This is a genomic window from Asticcacaulis sp. DW145, assembly GCF_037101385.1.
In the GTDB taxonomy this organism is placed as follows: Bacteria; Pseudomonadota; Alphaproteobacteria; order Caulobacterales; family Caulobacteraceae; genus Asticcacaulis; species Asticcacaulis currens.
Map to the genome: position 1 here is coordinate 202,922 of NZ_AP029026.1, position 17,346 is coordinate 220,267.

Genomic DNA, 17,346 nt, shown 5'->3' on the forward strand with positions numbered 1-17,346 from the left:
ATGGCGTCTGACTATCAAGCCCGTGGGGATGTGAGTGAAGGCATTTTTGGATGAGCGGGCCCCTGCCCAGGATCTATCTGCCACGCCTGGCCACCGTTATGACCGCGACCGTCATGACCGCGACGATCTGGGCCCCGGCGGCGCAGGCCGCCCCCCGTCGATTCGACGTGCCTGCCCTGCCGCTGGAGCAGGCCTTGCGTCGCGTGGCCGAACAGGGGCAGGTGCAGATCCTCTTTTCCGGCGATCAGGTGCGCGCCCATGCGGGAGCCGCCGTCTCCGGTACGCTGGAACCCGAAGCCGCCTTTCGCCGCGTTCTGGCGCGTTCCGGCCTGTCGATCCGTCAGATCGACCGCCGCACCTTTATTGTTGTCTCGCCACCGGCACCCCCTGCGGCCGCGCGTCCCGTACCGACACCGCCGCCCGTCGATACGGCCGAGCCGGTGCGCGAAGTGGTGGTGGTGGCGCAACGCGCGATCCTCAATCCGCGTCAGGACACGGATCGCTTCGACGGCAGCCTCGCCGCGCCGCAGGCCACGGCCCTGTTGTCGCGCAGCGATGTGGAACGCACGGCGGCGCGCAATGTGACCGAGGCGCTGGGCGTCCTGCCGGGCGTCACCGTGCTCAATACCGGACGCTCCTTCAGCGGCGGGGTCGATTCCGCCTCCCGCGCCGAAGGCCTGTTCAGCGCCTTTCGCGGCCTGAACACCGAATTCAATCTCAATATGATCGACGGTGTGTCGCTGGCGCAGGGCCTGCCCAATTCGCGCGGCGTCCAGTTGAACCTGCTGCCGCCGACGGGGTTTCAGTCGATCGTGCTCAGCAAGGTGCCGACCCCGGATATGGATGGCGACGTCATCAGCGCGGCCATCGACTTCCGCACGCCTTCGGCCCATGACTTCCGCGCACGTCAGCACCTCTCGCTGAGCGTTTCCGCCTACGACAACCGTCGCGCCCACGCCTATGATACGTCCGGTCAGGGCGGCGGTATCGGCGTCGAATATGCCCGCCGTTTTGGCCGTGACGAGCGGTTCGGCCTCTATTTCAGCCATACCGAAGACCGGCGGCGCTACGCCAATTCTGAAATCGCGGGCATCATGTCGGCGCAAAATGACGCGGGCTGGGCCTATCTGTCGTCGGACTCGCCCAAGGGGACCCTGCCCGCCGGGGCCAATCCCCAAAGCCTGCTGACCGCTACGGCGCTCAATGTCGGCGCCTCGACGGGCGAAAGCCGCGCGCGCTACGATGTCCTGACCCTGACCGGACGCTTCGACGGCGGGTGGGAAGGCTGGCTGCGCGCCACCGCCGCCCATAACCGCACGGACCAGAATTCGACCCTCAGCCAGACGGTCGGGCGCAATCTGAGCTGGAACGATGACGGCAGCGGGCGCTACCGCCTGTCGGTCGGCAGCGTCTCGACCCGCCTGTGGTACGAGACCAATCCCGATCTGGCCAGCCTGTCGGCCGTCAGCCTGGGCGCGCGGCGCCAGACGGGGGCCTGGACCCTCACCCCGTCCCTCTTCTTCAGTCAGGGACGCAGCGACCGGCCGGAACGCATCGAAGCCTCGGTGCGTGTCGATCAGATGGACAGCTATAACAAGGCCCAGAGACGCCCCTTTTCAGGGTTGCTGATCGGCTATGAGAACGGCTTTCCGACGCCGCAACTGACGCCTGAGCTGTACGCCGATCTGGATTCCGTGGGGGAGCGCCTGCTGGCTCGCCGCGCCGGGCAGTTCACGGTGCAGACCAGCCGTCAGTACCGTCAGGGCGGTCGCTTCGATGCCGAATATACCGCGGATGCCGGCGCGCTTCGTCAACTGGCCTTTGGCGTCAAATGGACGCAAAGCGTGCGCGAAGTGACCGACCGCGACTGGACCAATGCCTATTTCGCCGATCTTCTGGGGCGCGGCGGCGTGACGTGGAGAGATCTGGGCCTGATCCGCGGCTATTATGACGACGTGTTTCCGGGCCGTTTCGACTGGCGTCTGCCCAAGGTCGATCACGACCGTCTGGCCGACTATTTTCATCGCTACGTAACGGCGCAGAGCTTCGATACCTGCGCCACGCTTTCGGTCAATAACGACAACTGCAACCGTCAGCACGGCCGCGAAACCGTCGCCGCCGCCTATCTGAGCGCGCGCTGGGTGGTCGGGCGGCTGGAGATCGCGCCCGGTCTGCGCTATGAGCAGACGCGCATCGACAACCGCTTCTGGGTCATCCCCGCCCCGCCCGCCGGCGTGACCGAAGTACCGGGCCACTGGGGGCAAAGCCGCACGGCCTATGGGGTCGGCCTGCCGAGCCTTCGCCTCAACTACCGCCCGGATGAGGCTCACGTCTGGCGGCTGGCCCTGTGGCGCGGTTATACGCGCCCGGCCTTCATGCTTTTGGGCAGCGGTGTGCGCTATCAGCCCGCCGATGACGGCACCTCCCTGCTGCGGCAGGGCAATCCGGCGCTGAAACCCGTGACGGCGCTCAATCTCGATCTGGCCGTCGAAGGGCGCAGCCCCGGCGGCACGCGCTACAGCTTCGGAGCCTATACCAAACGGCTGGAACACTATCTGTTCGACAGTGGCGGCAGCGGGTCGGAGCTGTTGTTTGGCCGCACGGTGGACCTGCGATCTTTGAGCCCGCGCAATGGCGGGCAGGGCGTGGCGCAGGGGCTTGAAGCCGAGGCGCGCCACGACTGGGCGCTGGCGGGCGGCACCCTGTCGCTGGGCGGCACGCTCAGCCGGCAATGGACGCACGTCGATCTGGGCAGCGACGAACTGGGCCGCAAGATCGCCATGCAGAACGCGCCGGACTGGCTGGCCAATCTCACCGCCACCTATCGCTACAAACGCGCAACCCTGACCCTGAGCGCCCAGCATACGGGGGCTTATCTCGCCAGCTATAACGCGCTTTACACCCCCGGCGACTGGGACAATGTGTGGGTCAGGCCCGCCACCCGGCTCGACCTTGCCGCCGACTGGCAGGTCCGGCCGCATCTGCGCCTGTCGCTGTCGGCGACCAATCTCACCGGGGCCTATAGCTACTGGGCGCACGTCGGCAAGGACAGTCTGGCCCTGTCAGATATCATCGACTCCGGGCAGCGCCTGTCGCTCAGCCTGAGATACGCTTACTGATCACACGAAAAAAACCTCCGGAAGCCTTGCGGCTGCCGGAGGTCAGGTCTCAGGCGTCTGGAGATACGCCTGAGGGGGATAGGCTTAGTAGGTATATTTCAGCGTCACGAGCGTCGTCGAACCGGAGTCCACGATGTCGTTGATCGCCAGGCTGTTCTTGCCGACGTGCGCCCAGTAGGAATAGTCCTTGAACAGGTTGGACACCGACAGGTCGAGCTTCAGGCCCTTGCCGAAATCATAACCGGCGTGCAGGTCGGTCCGCTTGGCCGGACGCGTCCACAGTTCCAGACCCGCCACGTTGTTGTAGGCGATGACCGATTCACCGGTATAGTTGTGGTTCAGGTCCACCGTCAGGCCCTTCCAGGCGTAGTTCAGACGCAGGTTGGCCAGATATTCCGGAGCGTTCTGGATCTGGTGCTTTTCACCCTTGCCGATATCGACTTCGGTCCACTGACGGGTGAAGTTGGCACCGGCCCCGAAGCCCGACAGCCAGCCCGGCATCATGCCGAACTTCTGATAAAGCTGGACTTCCAGACCCTTCACCGTGCCTTCGCCGCCATTGGTCGGGTGGACGTAGGTGATCGAGTCATAGACCTTACCGTTATAGGTGACGTTCTTCACGGTCGCCGGGTCGGTGTTCACCTGGGTCGAGCCGTTGTCGTACATATAGTCGGTCAGCTTCTTGTAGAAGGCACCGACCATGGCGTAGCCGCCTTCGCGGTTCGACCACTCGCCCGACAGGTCGAGATTCCACGACTTCAGCGTCTTCAGGTCCGGATTGCCCTGCGTGATCGACAACGAGTCGCCGCCGACGCCCGACACCGTCGTCTTGTTGCCAAGCTGAACCATGGCCGGACGCATATAGGCACGCGTCAGAGAGGCGCGATAGACGCCGCCCGCTTCCGGACGATAGTTGACGAACAGGCTGGGCAGCCATTCGTTATACTTGGTTGAATTCGACTCAAACGCCTTGTTCGTGGTGTTCCAGTAGGTGTTCTTGACGTCGCTGTGCTCGAAACGCAGGCCCGGAATGACCTCCAGCGCGCCGAAGTCGTACTTGCCCGTCACATAGGCCGAGGCGACGTTTTCATCGCCCTTCAGCGTGTCGCCGTTCAGATAGTCCTGATCGGCCAGAGCGGTGGCCATCGGGAAGTATTTGTAGAAGATTTCAAACAGACGGTCCTGATTGACCTTCGGGGCGCGGAACGTATAGAGGCCCGGATAGATCGAGTCGAAATAGTCCGACGCCAGACCCATTTCCGACCAGGTCACCGACTTGCCGACATAGTTGGCCAGATGGTCGTTGGTCCAGTCGCGGCTGATGACGCGGCGGTGGCTGGCGACATACTTCAGGCCGGTCTTGATGTAGGCGAGGTTGCCGCCGTCGAAGTCGTACTGGGCGTCGATACGGCCGCCCATCTTTTCCTGACCGGAGAACTGCTGCGTCAGCTGACCGGCGCGACGCGCGGGCAGCAGGGTCAGCGAATTGTTGGTCAGGTTGGCCATGGTCGGCGTCAGCATCGGGATGGGGTAGCCATCGCTGTTATAGCCGATGAACAGGCCGCTATAGTCCACCTTCTGGCCGCTGTTGTACTTGTCCGACTGGTTGACGCGCATCGAGGCTTCGATGTGGTTCGGACGGTCGTTGTCGCCTTCCGAATAGAAGATCGAGGGTGACAGGGTCCAGTTGCCAGCGCGCTTCACCGCACCGAGGGTGATGGTGCCGAGATCGGCCTGTTCCGGGTTGGTTTCGTACCAGCCGCGCACCGAGAATTTGGTGACGTTCAGGTCGTAAAGACCGGTCGTGGCGCTCAGGACGCGGCTGTTGTCCGGCACAAACTGCGACAGGGTCGAATTCTGGTGCGTTTCCGCATAGGCGTAGGAGCCGCGCAGATAGATATCGAGCGTATCGTCAGCGCGCCAGTCGAGCGAGAAGTTGCCGCCGTAACGCTCGGTGAAGCCCGTCGAAACCCCGACGTTCAGACCCGTCTGGGCCAGATTGGCTTCCTTGTCGAAGCCCGCCGGATTGCTGCCCTGCGACGTATTGGTCGCCGAGTGCAGATAGGCCCAGCTGCCGTCCTGCTGCGCGGTCATGATGCCGGCAATCATCGAGTTGGCGTAGTTGCGCTTGTCGTAGAAGGCGCTGCCGTAGAAGCCGAACTGCTGGTTGTTGCCGAAACGGCGGGCATATTCGGCGCTGACGCCGCCACCCAGACCGTCTTCACCATAGTCACGCGCGCGGCTCTCGACGCGGCCCGACAGGGCCAAAGACATATAGCCGTCCTTGAAGCCGAAGGCCGAAGGCGTGCGGAAATCGACCGTGCCGCCGATGGCGTCGCCGTCCATTTCGGCGGTCGAGTTCTTGTTGACCACGATGGTCTTCAGGCCCGACGGCGGCAGAAGGCTGAGCTGAACCTGACGCGAATAGGGCATGCCCTGCGCGACATTGACGCCGTTGATCAGGGCGAGGGTAAATTCCGTGTTCATGCCGCGCACGCCGACGAACATGCCTTCACCGCGCGAGGCCCCGTCCACGCCGCCGAAGAAGGAGTTGCCGGTATTGGTCACGGTGACGCCCGGCAGCAGGGCGAGGGCTTCGGCGACGTTGTGCACGGCGGTGTGCTCAAGGTCTTCGGCCGACATCACGCTGATGGTGTTGGCGCTTTTCATCTGGGCCGAGGTGGCGGTCGAACGGTTGGCGTAGATGACGACTTCGGTCACATTGCCATTGTCCTTGGTGGTCGCTTCGGTGGCCTTGGTCGCCTCTTCGGCCTGAACGGCGCTCGCCGCCATGCCCATGCCCAGCCCCATGGCCGAAGCCATCAGCATCAGTTTGGTGGAAAATTTCATGCCAGTATCCCCTAAAGGCTGAGGGCATACAGCACGCCCTCTCAAGCCAAGGGACGCCGCCCCGCGGGAGACACGCCGAAACTTAATGAAAACTTCACAAATTAAATCAGCCCCAGCCGCCGATCGAGGCTGAAGGCCCCGCCGCCGCGCCCGATCAGATAGATCAGAAGCCCCGCCCAGCTCAGATGCGTCGGCCAGGCATCGGGATAGACGAAGATTTCAATGACCGCCGTCATGCCGAGAAAGGCCAGCGCCGAATAACGGGTGAACAGGCCCAGCACCAGCAGGATCGAAAACAGGTGTTCGGAGACGGTCGCCGCCACGGCGGCGGCGTGCGGCGGGATCAGCGGCAGGGCGTATTCCTGCTCAAACAGCACGTAGGTACCGTCGGTGATGTGGAACAGGCCATCGACCTTGGTACGCGCCGAGCTGAAGAAGATGGCCGCCACGCCGAAGCGGGTGATGAGCGCGATGACGTCTTCGGGCAGCTTGGCCATGAGTTGGGCGGGCGCATTGATCCAGTCGGTGAGTTTGCGAGTCATAGGGAGTTTCTTTCGGTTGAGAGGTGAAGACAGGAGAGGCCCAGCACATGACTGAACAGGGCCGTAAGATCGCAGGCGGGGTCGCTGGCCATAGCGGCCTCTGCGGCCTCCGTCAGCGTACCGCCTTCGGCACAGACGCTGAGAAAAGCCGCGACCTCGGGGGTGAGGCATCGCACCTCGACGCCTTCACCGAGCCGACGCACCAGCAGGGTTTCCGGCTCAGGCCGTCGCTCCAGTCCCTCGCCTTCGCCGGTTAAAAGCGCGTCCCAGACGCTCAGAAGGGTGGTGTCAAAGCGGATCATCCGCGCAGACGGGATAAGGCGCGCGCGGGCGTGGCTGAGGGCCTCGGGCGACAGACGGGCAAACCCTTCGGAGGGTGTGGCCTCCACGTCGGCGGCGTTCAGCACGCCAAGTCGTAAATGGTCGAGCCGCGCCAGATCGGGCAGCCAGTCCATGTCGGACAGGGCATCCTGCGCTGCCAGCCAATCGGCAAACCCGCCCCCATAATCGTGCAGCATCGGATGGGCCGGGTACTGGTCGCGCGCAAAGGCCGCGGCCACCTGATGGAAATTGTCAGAGCCCAGCGCCGCCCCCACAGCCGGAAAGGCCGCTTCAAGCGCTTCGACCAACCCCGACATAATCGTATTGCGATAGACGGCCACGGTCGGTCGGTCAGACGTTTCCAGCCACGCCGAAAGCGCGTCCGTGTCGCCCGCCAGCGCCCCCGCAAAGGCCTGATGAAAGGCGCTCATGCGGCAACCCTTTCCCGCTGCAAAACCGACTGTGCCCGTTCGCGCTCAGCGATCAGTTCGGCATAGGCGGGCACCTCACCGTCGCGTTCGATCAGGACCGGGCGCGGTCCCCACAGGTCAAGCGCGGCATCGAGCAGCGCCCACACGCCGTCTGCGACCGGGCGATCGTGGCTGTCGATCAGAAGCTGCGCACCGCGTACCGGGTCTTCGCTGTGCCCGGCGAGGTGAATCTCGCCTACGGCCTGAGCGGGGATAGCGCCTAACCACGTCTGCGGGTCGATGCCGATATTGCGCGCACTGACAAAGACATTGTTGAGATCGACCAGCAGGCCGCAGCCGGTGCGCCGGACCAGTTCGCTCAAAAAATCGGTTTCCTCATAGTCGTGGCCGCGCAGGTTCAGATAATGGCTGGGGTTTTCGATCAGCAGAGCCCGCCCCAGCGCAGTTTGCGCCGCGTCGATGCGCTCGGCAATCCGCTGTAATTCCGCTGTGGTGCGCAAGACCGGCAAAAGGTCCGGCACGCTTTGACCCTCAAAGCGCGACCAGGCCAGATGCTCGGACACCGCAAAGGGCGTAAAGCGGTCGATCAGGGCGCGAAAGCGCTTCAGATGCGCGGCATCAAGCGGATCGGGGCCGCCCAGAGACAACCCCACCCCGTGCAGGGACAGGGGATGCTCGGCGCGGGCCCGTTCCAGCGCCGCAAGACGCGGGCCACCCTCGACCATGTAGTTTTCGGGGTGAACCTCAAACCACAGGCCGGGGCGGCGGTCGCCCGTCGCCTCCGTATGGTGTTGCGGCTTCAAGCCCAGCCCCGCCCCGATGGTCATGTCAGGCCTTCGGCGTGAGCGAGCCGTTACCCTTGGGCGTCTTGATGGTGACGCAGGTGCCCTTATCGACCAGCTTGAAGGCCTTGCCGTCGTAATCGACCTTGGAACTGCCGGCGCAGCTCGTGCCCGGACCGGCCTTGCAGTCGTTTTGCCCGGCCTTGGCGATGCCGTAGCAGGCTTCCTTGGCGGCAGGGGCCTTTTCGGGCTTCTTGGTATCAGCGGCGACGGCGACACCGGCGGCGAGGGACAGGGCGGCGGCGACAGCCAGACCCGAACGGGAAACAGACATGGGGTTCTCCTTGCGAGACGACGCCTCAGTGCGTCTGGCAGGAGGTACGCGGGGGCCCAAACAAAGGTTACAGAGAGGGCGGACAAAAAAATAAGAAAAAAATAAATGCCAAACCGTGTAACCTCCCTGCGGCCCGTCGCGTACTCCCTCATGCCACACCGGCACTGCACCTATTCAGAGAGGCCACTATGATCACTGTTAAAACCGGCGCCATCATCGCGTCCGCCGCCGCCCTTATGGCCGCCGCCAGCTTCGCCACCGCCGCCACCGCCCCTGCGGGCAGCAAGGGCGCCGCCGTGGCCGCCGACGACATCGTCCACTGCTATGGCATCAATACCTGCAAAGGCACGGCCGACTGCGCTACGACGACGCACGAGTGCAAGGGCCAGAACGTCTGCAAGGGTCATGGCTTCAAGGCTGTCAAGGCCAAGGAATGCCTGGCTCAGGGTGGCGTCATCGGCGATATCGGCTAAATATCTTCCCTGCGGGGCCGGTGTCACGCCGGCCCTTCTCCGGACCTGTCCATGTTCCCTTCCGTCGCATCCTTTGCGGGTTTCGGCCTCGGCCTGAGACCGCCCCACTACGAAGCCATACTGGCCTCGCCCCCTCCGATCGACTTTTTCGAGATCATCTCGGAAAACTTCATGATCGACGGCGGGCGGCCCCTGCATGTGCTGGATCGCGTGCGGGCCGACTATCCCGTGGCCATGCACGGCGTCTCGATGTCGCTGGGTTCGCCGGAAGGTCCGGGGCCCGACTATCTGAGGCGGCTGCACACCCTCATGCGGCGTGTGGACCCCTTATGGGTCTCCGATCATCTGTGCTGGACCGGCGTCAATGGCCGCAACAGCCACGACCTTTTGCCCCTGCCCCTGACCGAGGCGGCGATGGCCACCGTCTGCCGCCATATCGACCGCGTGCAGACCTTCCTCCAACGCCCGCTTCTGATCGAAAACCCCTCGACCTACGTCACCTTTGCCGAGGATACCTACACAGAGTGGGGCTTTCTGACGGAGCTGTGCCGTCGCACGGGCTGCTACCTGTTGCTCGACCTCAACAATGTCTTCGTCAGCGCCCACAATCACGGCTTTTCGGCGCAGGCCTATCTGGACGGCCTGCCGCTGGAGCGCGTGCGTCAGGTGCATCTGGCCGGTCATTCTGAAGGCGAGACCCTGCTGATCGACACCCACGACGCCCCTATCCCTGACGGGGTTTGGGCGCTGTGGGCCAAGGTCGCTCCGCGCCTCAGCCACGCCGCCATCATGATCGAGCGCGACGACGAGATTCCGCCCCTGCCTGAGCTTCTGGCCGAACTCGACACGGCCCGCCGCCTCGCTTCGCCTGTGGTGTACGTATGAGCCTGGCCGACACCCAACGGGATTTTCTGGGTCAGATTCTGGCCTCCCCCGCCCCCACGCTAAGCGAGGGAATGCGCGTCTATCACCACGCCTACCGCGCGCGGCTTCTTGGCGCGATGGCGGAAACCTATGCGCAGGTCTGGGCGTGGCTGGGGGACGAGACGTTTCACTCTGAGGCCCGCGCCTATGTCGAACAGCACCCGTCCACCCAGTGGTCACTGGACGATTATGGGCAGGACTTTGCGGACTTTTTAGCGAAGCGTTTCCCGGATGATCCCGAAATCACCGAACTGGCGTGGATGGATGCCGCCCTGCGGCAGGCCTTTGCCGCCGAAGACGCAGATACGCTCGACGCGACGGCCCTGATGCAGGTCAGCGACTGGGAGACGGTGCGCCTGATCCTCAATCCGTCCCTGCGTCACCGCCCCATTCGCTCCAATGCCCCCGCCCTGTGGCGGGCCCTCTCGAAAGACGAGACGCCGCCGGAGGTGCTCTATTTCGAGGAGACAAGCGGTTTGTGCGTGTGGAAGACCGCACTCGCTTCGCGCTTTCGCACGCTGGAGGCCGACGAATATGCCCTGATCTGCGCGCTTGCCGCAGGTCAGGGGTTTGCCGCCGCCTGCGAAGGGCTGACGCTTCGGGCTGCGGACAGCGACCCCACCGAACAGATCGGCGCGTGGCTGGGCCAATGGCTGGCCGAGGGTCTGGTCACCGGCCTCGCTGGAACAGAGACGACTTCATGAGCCTCAGCCAACCCGACCTGTGGCAGCAGCAGATGCGCGCCGCCCAGCGCGGCGAGGCGGAGCCCTATCGCGCCCTCCTCACCGCCCTGCGTCCCTGGCTTTCCGCCTATTTCCGCCGTCGCCTGCAATCGCCCGACACCGAAGACCTGATCCAGATCACCCTCGTTGCCGTGCATGAAAAGCGCCACACCTATGACCCCACGGCCCCCTTCATGCCGTGGATCGCCGCCGTGGCGCGGCACAAGCTGATCGACCACGTCCGAAAATACGGGCGCTACGTACATGTCGAGCTGAACGAAATGAACGAGCCGGTGGACGAGGCCTCTCTGGGCCTGCCGGCCACCATCGCGCGGCGCGACATTCAGGTGCTGTTGTCGCAATTGCCCGTCGATCAGGCGCGCGTCATCCGCCTGCACAAGGTCGAAGAACTAAGCCTGGAGGACGTGTCGCGTCTGACCGGCAAATCGGTGGCCGCCGTCAAGGTCATCGTCCACAGAGGATTGAAAAAGTTACGGGACAGCGTCGGCGTGCCCCGGAAAGTGTACGAAGATGAGTAACAAGAAGACCCCCGACCTGATCGAGACCTTAAGCCAGTCCGTCAACCCGGTGGCCCCGCTGGGCCGCCGTGGCCTGTGGCTGTGGGTGGGCTTAAGCCTTCTGGCGGGCATCACCTATGTTCTGACGGCTTACGGCGCGCGGCCCGAAATGCGCCTGTTGTTCAGCGAAGGGCGCGTGGCGGATAACCTGTCGGCCTATGCCAAGACGACCTTTTTCATCGGCCTGGCTGCGCTCGCTGTCTGGCAGGTACAGGCCACCGCGCGTCCGGAAGGCAGGCTCACTCGCGTGCAGACCGGGCTTATGGGGCTTGGCCTGATCGCGCTTTTGACCCTGACGGGCATCGATATGGCCGTGAGCGGCCTTTCATCGGCGCTGACTGGCCTGTCCGACGGCGCGCCGGGGTGCTTCCTGACCATACTGTTGGGCGGCATGGTGGGGCTTGGGGTCGGCTGGGCCGTGTGGCTGCGCCAGGCCGCGCCCGGCAATCCGGCCCTGTTCGGGGCGCTGAGCGCCTTTGCCGCCTCCGCCCTGATGACGGTGGCCTATACCCTGCATTGCGACCACGACGCCCCGGCCTATCTGCTGCTGATCTATCTGGCGCCCAATCTGGTCGCCGCCCTGATCGGATCGCTCATCGGGCGAGCGCTGTTCCGATGGTAAAGCCGCCGCGCGACCTGATCGAGCGACTGACCGAAGACCTGCGCCCCGTTAAACCGCTGAGCGCCGGGCGGCTTCTGGGTCTGGCGCTTGTCTTCGCCGCCGTGACCCTGATCTGGGTGTTGGGCATCTATGGGATGCGCCCGGAACTCAGCGATATAGAGGCCGCGCTGACGCAGACCCGCTTTGCCCTGTTCAAACCTCTGCTGTGGGGCTGGGCCGGTCTGTCGGCCCTGCACGCCGCCAACGCCCTGTCGCGCCCCGAAGGCCGCTGCCACTGGAGCGACCTCGCCCCCCTGCCCCTCATTCTGATCAGTCAGGCGACAGGCCTGTGGTGGGCCGTGGCGCACGGCGGCTGGACGGCGGCGCTGAAGGGCGGCTTTGGCGGGGCCACCCTGTGCGGTCTGACCATTATCGTCAGTGCCTGCGTCGCCATGCGTCTGATCACGCCGCTGTGGCTCAACCGCACCGCCTCATCGCAGCCCAGGCTGTTGCGTCTGACCGCGGCACTGGGCTTTGCGACGCTCGCGGCGGCGGCCTACGCCCTGCATTGCCCGATGGATCAGCCCTACTACACGCTCAGCGTCTATCTGCCCGCCGTCGGCATGGTCCTGCTGATCGAAGGCTGGCAGGGGCGCTAGCGAACCCCAATCTGTGGGCGCTAGAGCGATATGTCGAAACGTATGAGCGGTTTTTCCGCATCCCATCGCTACGCGGCAAAAACATAAATCCCACACAGGGCAGATTAAGCGCCAAAGCCCGGCCTCGACGACGTCCGTCATAAAAAATCTGTCACATTTGCCGACTAGAGCGGTTCCCGTCATGCCGCCCGCCCCCCTGCCTTTTCCGTGGATTGCTGATGAGCGTCAGCGCCTGTCGCGCTTTGTCGCGGGCAAGGTGCGCGACCACGCCCTGCGCGAAGACGTGGTGCAGGAGACGCTGGCGCGGCTGGTCGCCTATGTGCGCGATCATCCGGTCGATAATATCGCCGCACTGGCGCGACGCATCGCCCTGAATCTGATCAGCGACCATTTCAGAGCCGCACGTCTGCGCCCCACCGAGGCCATCGAGGACACTCTGGCCTGCGACAACCCCTTGCCGGAGCAGGTCTTGATGCACAAGCAGCGTCTCGAAGCCTTCACCGAAGCCCTGAAGGACATGCCGCCCCTGCGCCGCGACGTCCTGATCCGGCGGCGATTGCATGGCGAAAGTTGCAGTGATATTGCCCGCAGCCTCAACCTGTCGGTAGATGCCGTCGAAAAACACATAACGCGGGGCCTGCGTCAGTTGCATGAGACCCTGGCCAAAGCCGAACAGAAAAGAAAACGCTATGATGCCTGAGCGTGCGGACACCGACGACATATTGTGGAACACCGCCGCCCGCTTTGCCGATGAGACCCTGACCGAAGGGGAAAGCAATGAGGGCCTGCACTGGCGCCGGGCCGATCCCAGGCACGAGGCGGCCTATCGCCGCCTGTTGCAGATCGCACAGGACCGCGCCCTGCATGACGCCCTCGCCACCTTCGAAGCGCCGGTGTCGCGCCGCGCCCTGTGGCAAAGGCCCGCCGTCTGGGGCGGTTTAGGGGTGGCCATGGCCGCCGGCCTCAGCCTGTTTCTCCTGCCGCCGGTCATCGCCGACTGGACGACGCCCTTGTCCGTCTATAGCACGCGACCCGGTGAGGTGCGCGAACTGACCCTTGCCGACGGCAGCCATGTGACGCTGAACGGCGGTTCGCGTCTGGAAACGCGCCTGACGGGCTATCGCCGCCATGTGGCGCTCAAAAGCGGTGAGGCCTATTTCGACGTGGCGCACGACGCCGCGCGCCCCTTCTTTGTCGCCCTGTCGGGCGGTCAGGTGCGGGTCCTGGGCACCGAATTCAATCTCAGCTATCTGCCCCAGGGCGTCGAACTGGACGTTTATGAAGGCAAGGTGCGTCTGACGGGGGATGAGCGCCGCTATGGCGATTTCACGCGCGGTATGCGCGCCAGCCTCGACAAGGGTCAGGTCAAACCCTTAAGCGGCTTTGATCCGCAGGGCGACGACTGGCGCCGCGGCTGGATCGAGCCCGACCACTGGCCGCTGGAGCGCGTCGTGCAGGCGCTCAGCCGTCAGTCCGGCCTGACCATCCGCTTTGCCGACGACACCCTCAAACAGAGGCCGATCGTAGGCCGCATCCGTCTCGATGCCCCCGAAGCGCAGCTGGAGGCGCTGGCGCTGGTTCATGGCTTTACGGTCGAGAAACAGGGCGATGTCCTCACGCTGCGCTGAGGCGGCGAACGGATACCAAGGGTCATTGAAAATGACTCTTGGTATGCCTTTTGAGAATTTCTCATGTCACTGATACATATGAGAAATTCTCGTTTTTTCAACGGCCGTATGCGGTCAGCATCTTCGGCCGTTGGCATGACGCGTCATAAATATTTCACCAAAAACTGTGTCCGGTCCCACCCGCCCCGGTCCGTCCTTAAGCCTGAGCCGCCAGCGGGGATGGGCCCGCGCACCGGCCAAATGGGGATAAGACCGTGACCTTTCATCGCCTTCTTTGCCTGTCGGCTTCGCTGACGGCTCTCACCTTCGGGGGCCTGACCCCGCACATCGCTCAGGCGCAAGCCGTCGCCTCGCGCGCCGTTGATATCGACATCAAGGCGGGCTCGCTTGATACCGCTCTGGTGCAGTTGTCGCGCCTGACCGGCGTGCAGATCGTCGCCGACCCGAGCCTGACCAGCGGCAAGCGCACGGCGGGCTTTACCGGCCGCCTCAGCCTCGATCAGGCCCTGACGCGTCTCCTCCACGGTCAGTCGCTCGCCTACACGCTGAAGGGTCAGGTGGTGGTCATTCGCGCCGGTCAGGTGCAGACCTCCGCCCCCGTGGCCCGCACGGCAGCGACCGCCGCGACGGTGGCGCGCGCCGAAGCGCCGGCCACAGACACCCCGGTCGAAGAGGTCGTCGTGACCAGCTTCCGCAACTCGCTGTCGAAGGCGCTCAATGAAAAGCGCCGCGCCACCAATGTCGTCGATGTCATCAATGCCGAAGACATCGGCAAGTTTCCCGCCAACAATATCGCCGAAGCGCTTCAGCGCGTCCCCGGCATTTCGATCACGCGCGACCGCGGCGAAGGCCTCTTCGTGCGCGTGCGCGGCCTTGGTCCCAATTTTCAGAACGTGACCATTGATGGCCGCAGCGCCGCCGTGAATGAGAACGTCCGTGATTCCGGTCAGTCCGGCCGTCAGTTCCGTTTCGATACGCTGGCCACGGAAATGGTCTCCGGCGTTGAGGTCATCAAGTCGCCTCTGGCCGCCATGGATGAAGGCGCGATTGGCGGGACCGTCAATCTGCGCACCTTCAAGCCGCTCGATTTCAAACGCCCGACCTCGGCCCTCAGCCTGACCTCGACCTATGTTGAGCTGGCCAAGAAGGCCGACCCGAAGATGTCGGGCCTGTGGAGCTGGAATAACGAAGACCGCACGCTGGGCGTGCTCGTTTCGGCCAATTACGGTATCCGCAGCCTGCGCTCGGACCGCATCACCGGGGTGAGCTGGACGACGGGCAAGATCGACGTCAATGGCGACGGCGTGACCGACACCACCTATGTGCCGAGCGCCGTGCGCCCGACGCTGGAAACCGAACGCCGCGAACGCTGGGGCGTCAGCGCCGCCATCCAGTGGCAGCCACGCGAAGGCACCGAAATCGCGCTGTCGCACATCTATTCCCACCTCGACGACTTTTATGACGAGCGGACCTATTCGGCCGACTTCGTTCTCTCCAGCCTCGTTGCCAATACCGGTCAGGTGCGCGATGGCGCGCTGGTGGGTGGGCGCACCAGCTCGACCAGCACACAGATCGGGCGTGAGATTGACTATCTGATCCACGACAATCAGTTGACCGATCTGAGCCTCAAGCAAAAACTGGGGGCCTGGGATTTAAGCGGCAGCGTCTATGTGGCGCGCGCCTATTCCAATACGGACAAGCCGATCACCCGCACCCGCGTGCTGGGGCAATCGGGCGGACTCGACTTCTCCCTCCCGCAGGTCGGCGAGGGCGTGCCGACCCTGACCTTTCTGACCCGCAGCCTCAGCGACCCGATCCTGCCCTTCCGTCGTCTGGAATGGCGTGTCAACGACTCGCTCGACGAAGAAAACGCCGTACAATTCGACGCCCAGCGTGCGCTGAGCTTCGGCCCCTTCAGCCAGATTTCGGCGGGTGTCAAATTCCGCGACCGCTCGCGCCGTTATAACCGCCGCGACATCAACTTCACCAAGGACTTAAGCGGCAAGACCATCGGCGGCAACAACACGCTGTTTGGCCGCGATTTTTACGACACGATCGACGTCGATAACTTCCTCGGCGAAGTAGGTGCCACCCTGCCCGCGACGTGGCTGAGCCCCAACCGTGACCGGTTCGTGGCCATTCTCGATATGTCGGCCATCGCCAATACGGCTCCGGCTCGCGGCGATCTGCGCAACTCCTACTATGTAGCGGAAAAGATCTCGGCGGCCTACACGGCGGCGGATATCGACACGCAGCTGTTTGGGCGCACCCTGCGCGGCGAAGTGGGTGTGCGCTACGCCGAAACCGAACAGGTCTCGCAAGGCCACGCCGATAATGGCACCGCCGCCCTGCCCGTGCGTTTTGAAAAGACCTATCGTGACACCCTGCCGAGCCTCAACCTCGTCTATGAACTGAGTGAGCGCGTGCAACTGCACGCCGCCGCCGCCAAGGTGATCACCCGTCCGTCTCTGGCCGACCTGTCGCCGCGCCTGACGCTCAACTCTTCGGGCACGGTGTTCACCGCGGTCGGTGGCAATCCGCTGCTCGACCCGTTCGAAGCCAATCAGTATGATGTGACGGCAGAATGGTACTTTGCGCCGGGCTCGGCCCTGATCGGCGGCCTTTTCTATAAGGACATCACCACCTTCGTCTATAACCAGAACACCCCCATCGTTATCGACGGCCAGACCTACACCCTGACCGCTCCGGTCAATGGCGGCAGCGCCTGGGTGAAGGGAATGGAGCTCGCCTGGCAGCAGAATTTCCGCGATCTGCCCGCCCCGTGGGACGGTCTGGGCGCTCTGGCCAGCTATACGCGCACCGACTCCGAGGCCACCTACTCGCCGACTCTCATCGACAAGATGCAGAACGTGGCCAAAAACAGCTACAACCTGACGGTCTATTACGAGAAGAACCGTCTGGGGGCACGCCTGTCCTATGCCTGGGTCGATGATGTGCTGGCCTCGGTCGGCACCGGCGGTCTGGCCAGCCTCAACGACAAGGCCTACGGATCGCTCGATGGCAATGTCAGCTATAAGATCGACGATCAGTTCACGCTGGTCATCGAAGGCCAGAACCTGACCAACGAAGCGCAGTGGCAGTTCACGCAAAACGGCCAGTTCGGCGGCTATACCTTCAATGGCCGCAGCGTCTCTGTGGGCGTGCGCGGCAAGTTCTAGGCCGGTCAGCGGCCTTCTACACTGCGAGAATCAGACGAGCGGAAGCGGGACGGCGATCAGCATGGTCGTCCCGCTTTTCCTTTTATCCCCTCTCGCATGCACGCATAGCCCCCGAATAGTCGGCACCCTTAACTAGCGCGGCGCGAAGCGAACGGTGAGCGGTTGATCGAGGGACTGAGAGCCAGGTGTCGTCGAAATACCGC

The 17,346-nt window shown here is 63.9% G+C and carries 15 protein-coding genes; 10 read left to right on the plus strand and 5 right to left on the minus strand.

The features are described from left to right. The first annotated feature begins 50 nt into the window (after positions 1-50). Positions 51-3,119 (plus strand): TonB-dependent receptor, encoded by a 3,069-nt coding sequence (locus AACH73_RS17950; protein WP_338736388.1) that lies wholly within the window; start codon positions 51-53, stop codon positions 3,117-3,119. Between the two features lie 84 nt (positions 3,120-3,203). On the opposite strand, the gene AACH73_RS17955 is transcribed toward AACH73_RS17950, so the two are convergent. The 5 genes from AACH73_RS17955 to AACH73_RS17975 form a co-directional block, all read right to left on the minus strand. Then, positions 3,204-5,969, minus strand: coding sequence for a TonB-dependent receptor (locus tag AACH73_RS17955; protein ID WP_338736389.1), 2,766 nt, complete (start codon positions 5,967-5,969; stop codon positions 3,204-3,206). Between the two features lie 101 nt (positions 5,970-6,070). Then, positions 6,071-6,511 (minus strand): DoxX family protein, encoded by a 441-nt coding sequence (locus AACH73_RS17960; RefSeq protein WP_272741037.1) that lies wholly within the window; start codon positions 6,509-6,511, stop codon positions 6,071-6,073. Next, positions 6,508-7,263: a DNA-binding domain-containing protein gene (locus tag AACH73_RS17965; protein WP_272741038.1), complete on the minus strand. Its 756-nt coding sequence runs from the start codon at positions 7,261-7,263 to the stop codon at positions 6,508-6,510. Before AACH73_RS17965 ends, AACH73_RS17960 begins: the two co-directional genes overlap by 4 nt. Next, a complete protein-coding gene (locus tag AACH73_RS17970; protein ID WP_272741039.1) occupies positions 7,260-8,090 on the minus strand; it encodes a DUF692 domain-containing protein in 831 nt (276 codons plus the stop codon). Before AACH73_RS17970 ends, AACH73_RS17965 begins: the two co-directional genes overlap by 4 nt. Position 8,091: 1 nt before the next feature. After that, entirely contained in the window at positions 8,092-8,379 is a 288-nt protein-coding gene (locus AACH73_RS17975; RefSeq protein ID WP_272741040.1) for a DUF2282 domain-containing protein, read from the minus strand. Between the two features lie 188 nt (positions 8,380-8,567). Here AACH73_RS17975 and AACH73_RS17980 point away from each other — a divergent pair, with 188 nt between their 5' ends. From AACH73_RS17980 to AACH73_RS18020, 9 genes are all read left to right on the plus strand, one after another. Continuing rightward, positions 8,568-8,852 carry a hypothetical protein gene (locus AACH73_RS17980; RefSeq protein ID WP_013481134.1) on the plus strand — a complete coding sequence of 95 codons (285 nt, stop codon included), beginning with the start codon at positions 8,568-8,570 and terminating at the stop codon, positions 8,850-8,852. Between the two features lie 51 nt (positions 8,853-8,903). After that, positions 8,904-9,737 carry a DUF692 domain-containing protein gene (locus AACH73_RS17985; protein ID WP_338736390.1) on the plus strand — a complete coding sequence of 278 codons (834 nt, stop codon included), beginning with the start codon at positions 8,904-8,906 and terminating at the stop codon, positions 9,735-9,737. Next, on the plus strand, positions 9,734-10,480 hold the full coding sequence (locus AACH73_RS17990; protein ID WP_338736391.1) for a DNA-binding domain-containing protein: 747 nt from the start codon (positions 9,734-9,736) through the stop codon (positions 10,478-10,480). Before AACH73_RS17985 ends, AACH73_RS17990 begins: the two co-directional genes overlap by 4 nt. Then, positions 10,477-11,037 (plus strand): sigma-70 family RNA polymerase sigma factor, encoded by a 561-nt coding sequence (locus tag AACH73_RS17995; RefSeq protein WP_272741043.1) that lies wholly within the window; start codon positions 10,477-10,479, stop codon positions 11,035-11,037. Before AACH73_RS17990 ends, AACH73_RS17995 begins: the two co-directional genes overlap by 4 nt. Further along, on the plus strand, positions 11,030-11,698 hold the full coding sequence (locus AACH73_RS18000) for an NrsF family protein (RefSeq protein ID WP_338736392.1): 669 nt from the start codon (positions 11,030-11,032) through the stop codon (positions 11,696-11,698). The genes AACH73_RS17995 and AACH73_RS18000 overlap by 8 nt, the downstream gene beginning before the upstream one ends. After that, positions 11,692-12,336 (plus strand): NrsF family protein, encoded by a 645-nt coding sequence (locus AACH73_RS18005; protein ID WP_338736393.1) that lies wholly within the window; start codon positions 11,692-11,694, stop codon positions 12,334-12,336. The genes AACH73_RS18000 and AACH73_RS18005 overlap by 7 nt, the downstream gene beginning before the upstream one ends. A gap of 181 nt (positions 12,337-12,517) precedes the next feature. Then, entirely contained in the window at positions 12,518-13,036 is a 519-nt protein-coding gene (locus tag AACH73_RS18010) for a sigma-70 family RNA polymerase sigma factor (RefSeq protein ID WP_338736394.1), read from the plus strand. Beyond that, entirely contained in the window at positions 13,026-13,964 is a 939-nt protein-coding gene (locus AACH73_RS18015) for a FecR domain-containing protein (protein WP_338736395.1), read from the plus strand. Before AACH73_RS18010 ends, AACH73_RS18015 begins: the two co-directional genes overlap by 11 nt. Positions 13,965-14,218: 254 nt before the next feature. Continuing rightward, entirely contained in the window at positions 14,219-17,143 is a 2,925-nt protein-coding gene (locus AACH73_RS18020; RefSeq protein WP_338736396.1) for a TonB-dependent receptor, read from the plus strand. Positions 17,144-17,346 lie beyond the last annotated feature (203 nt).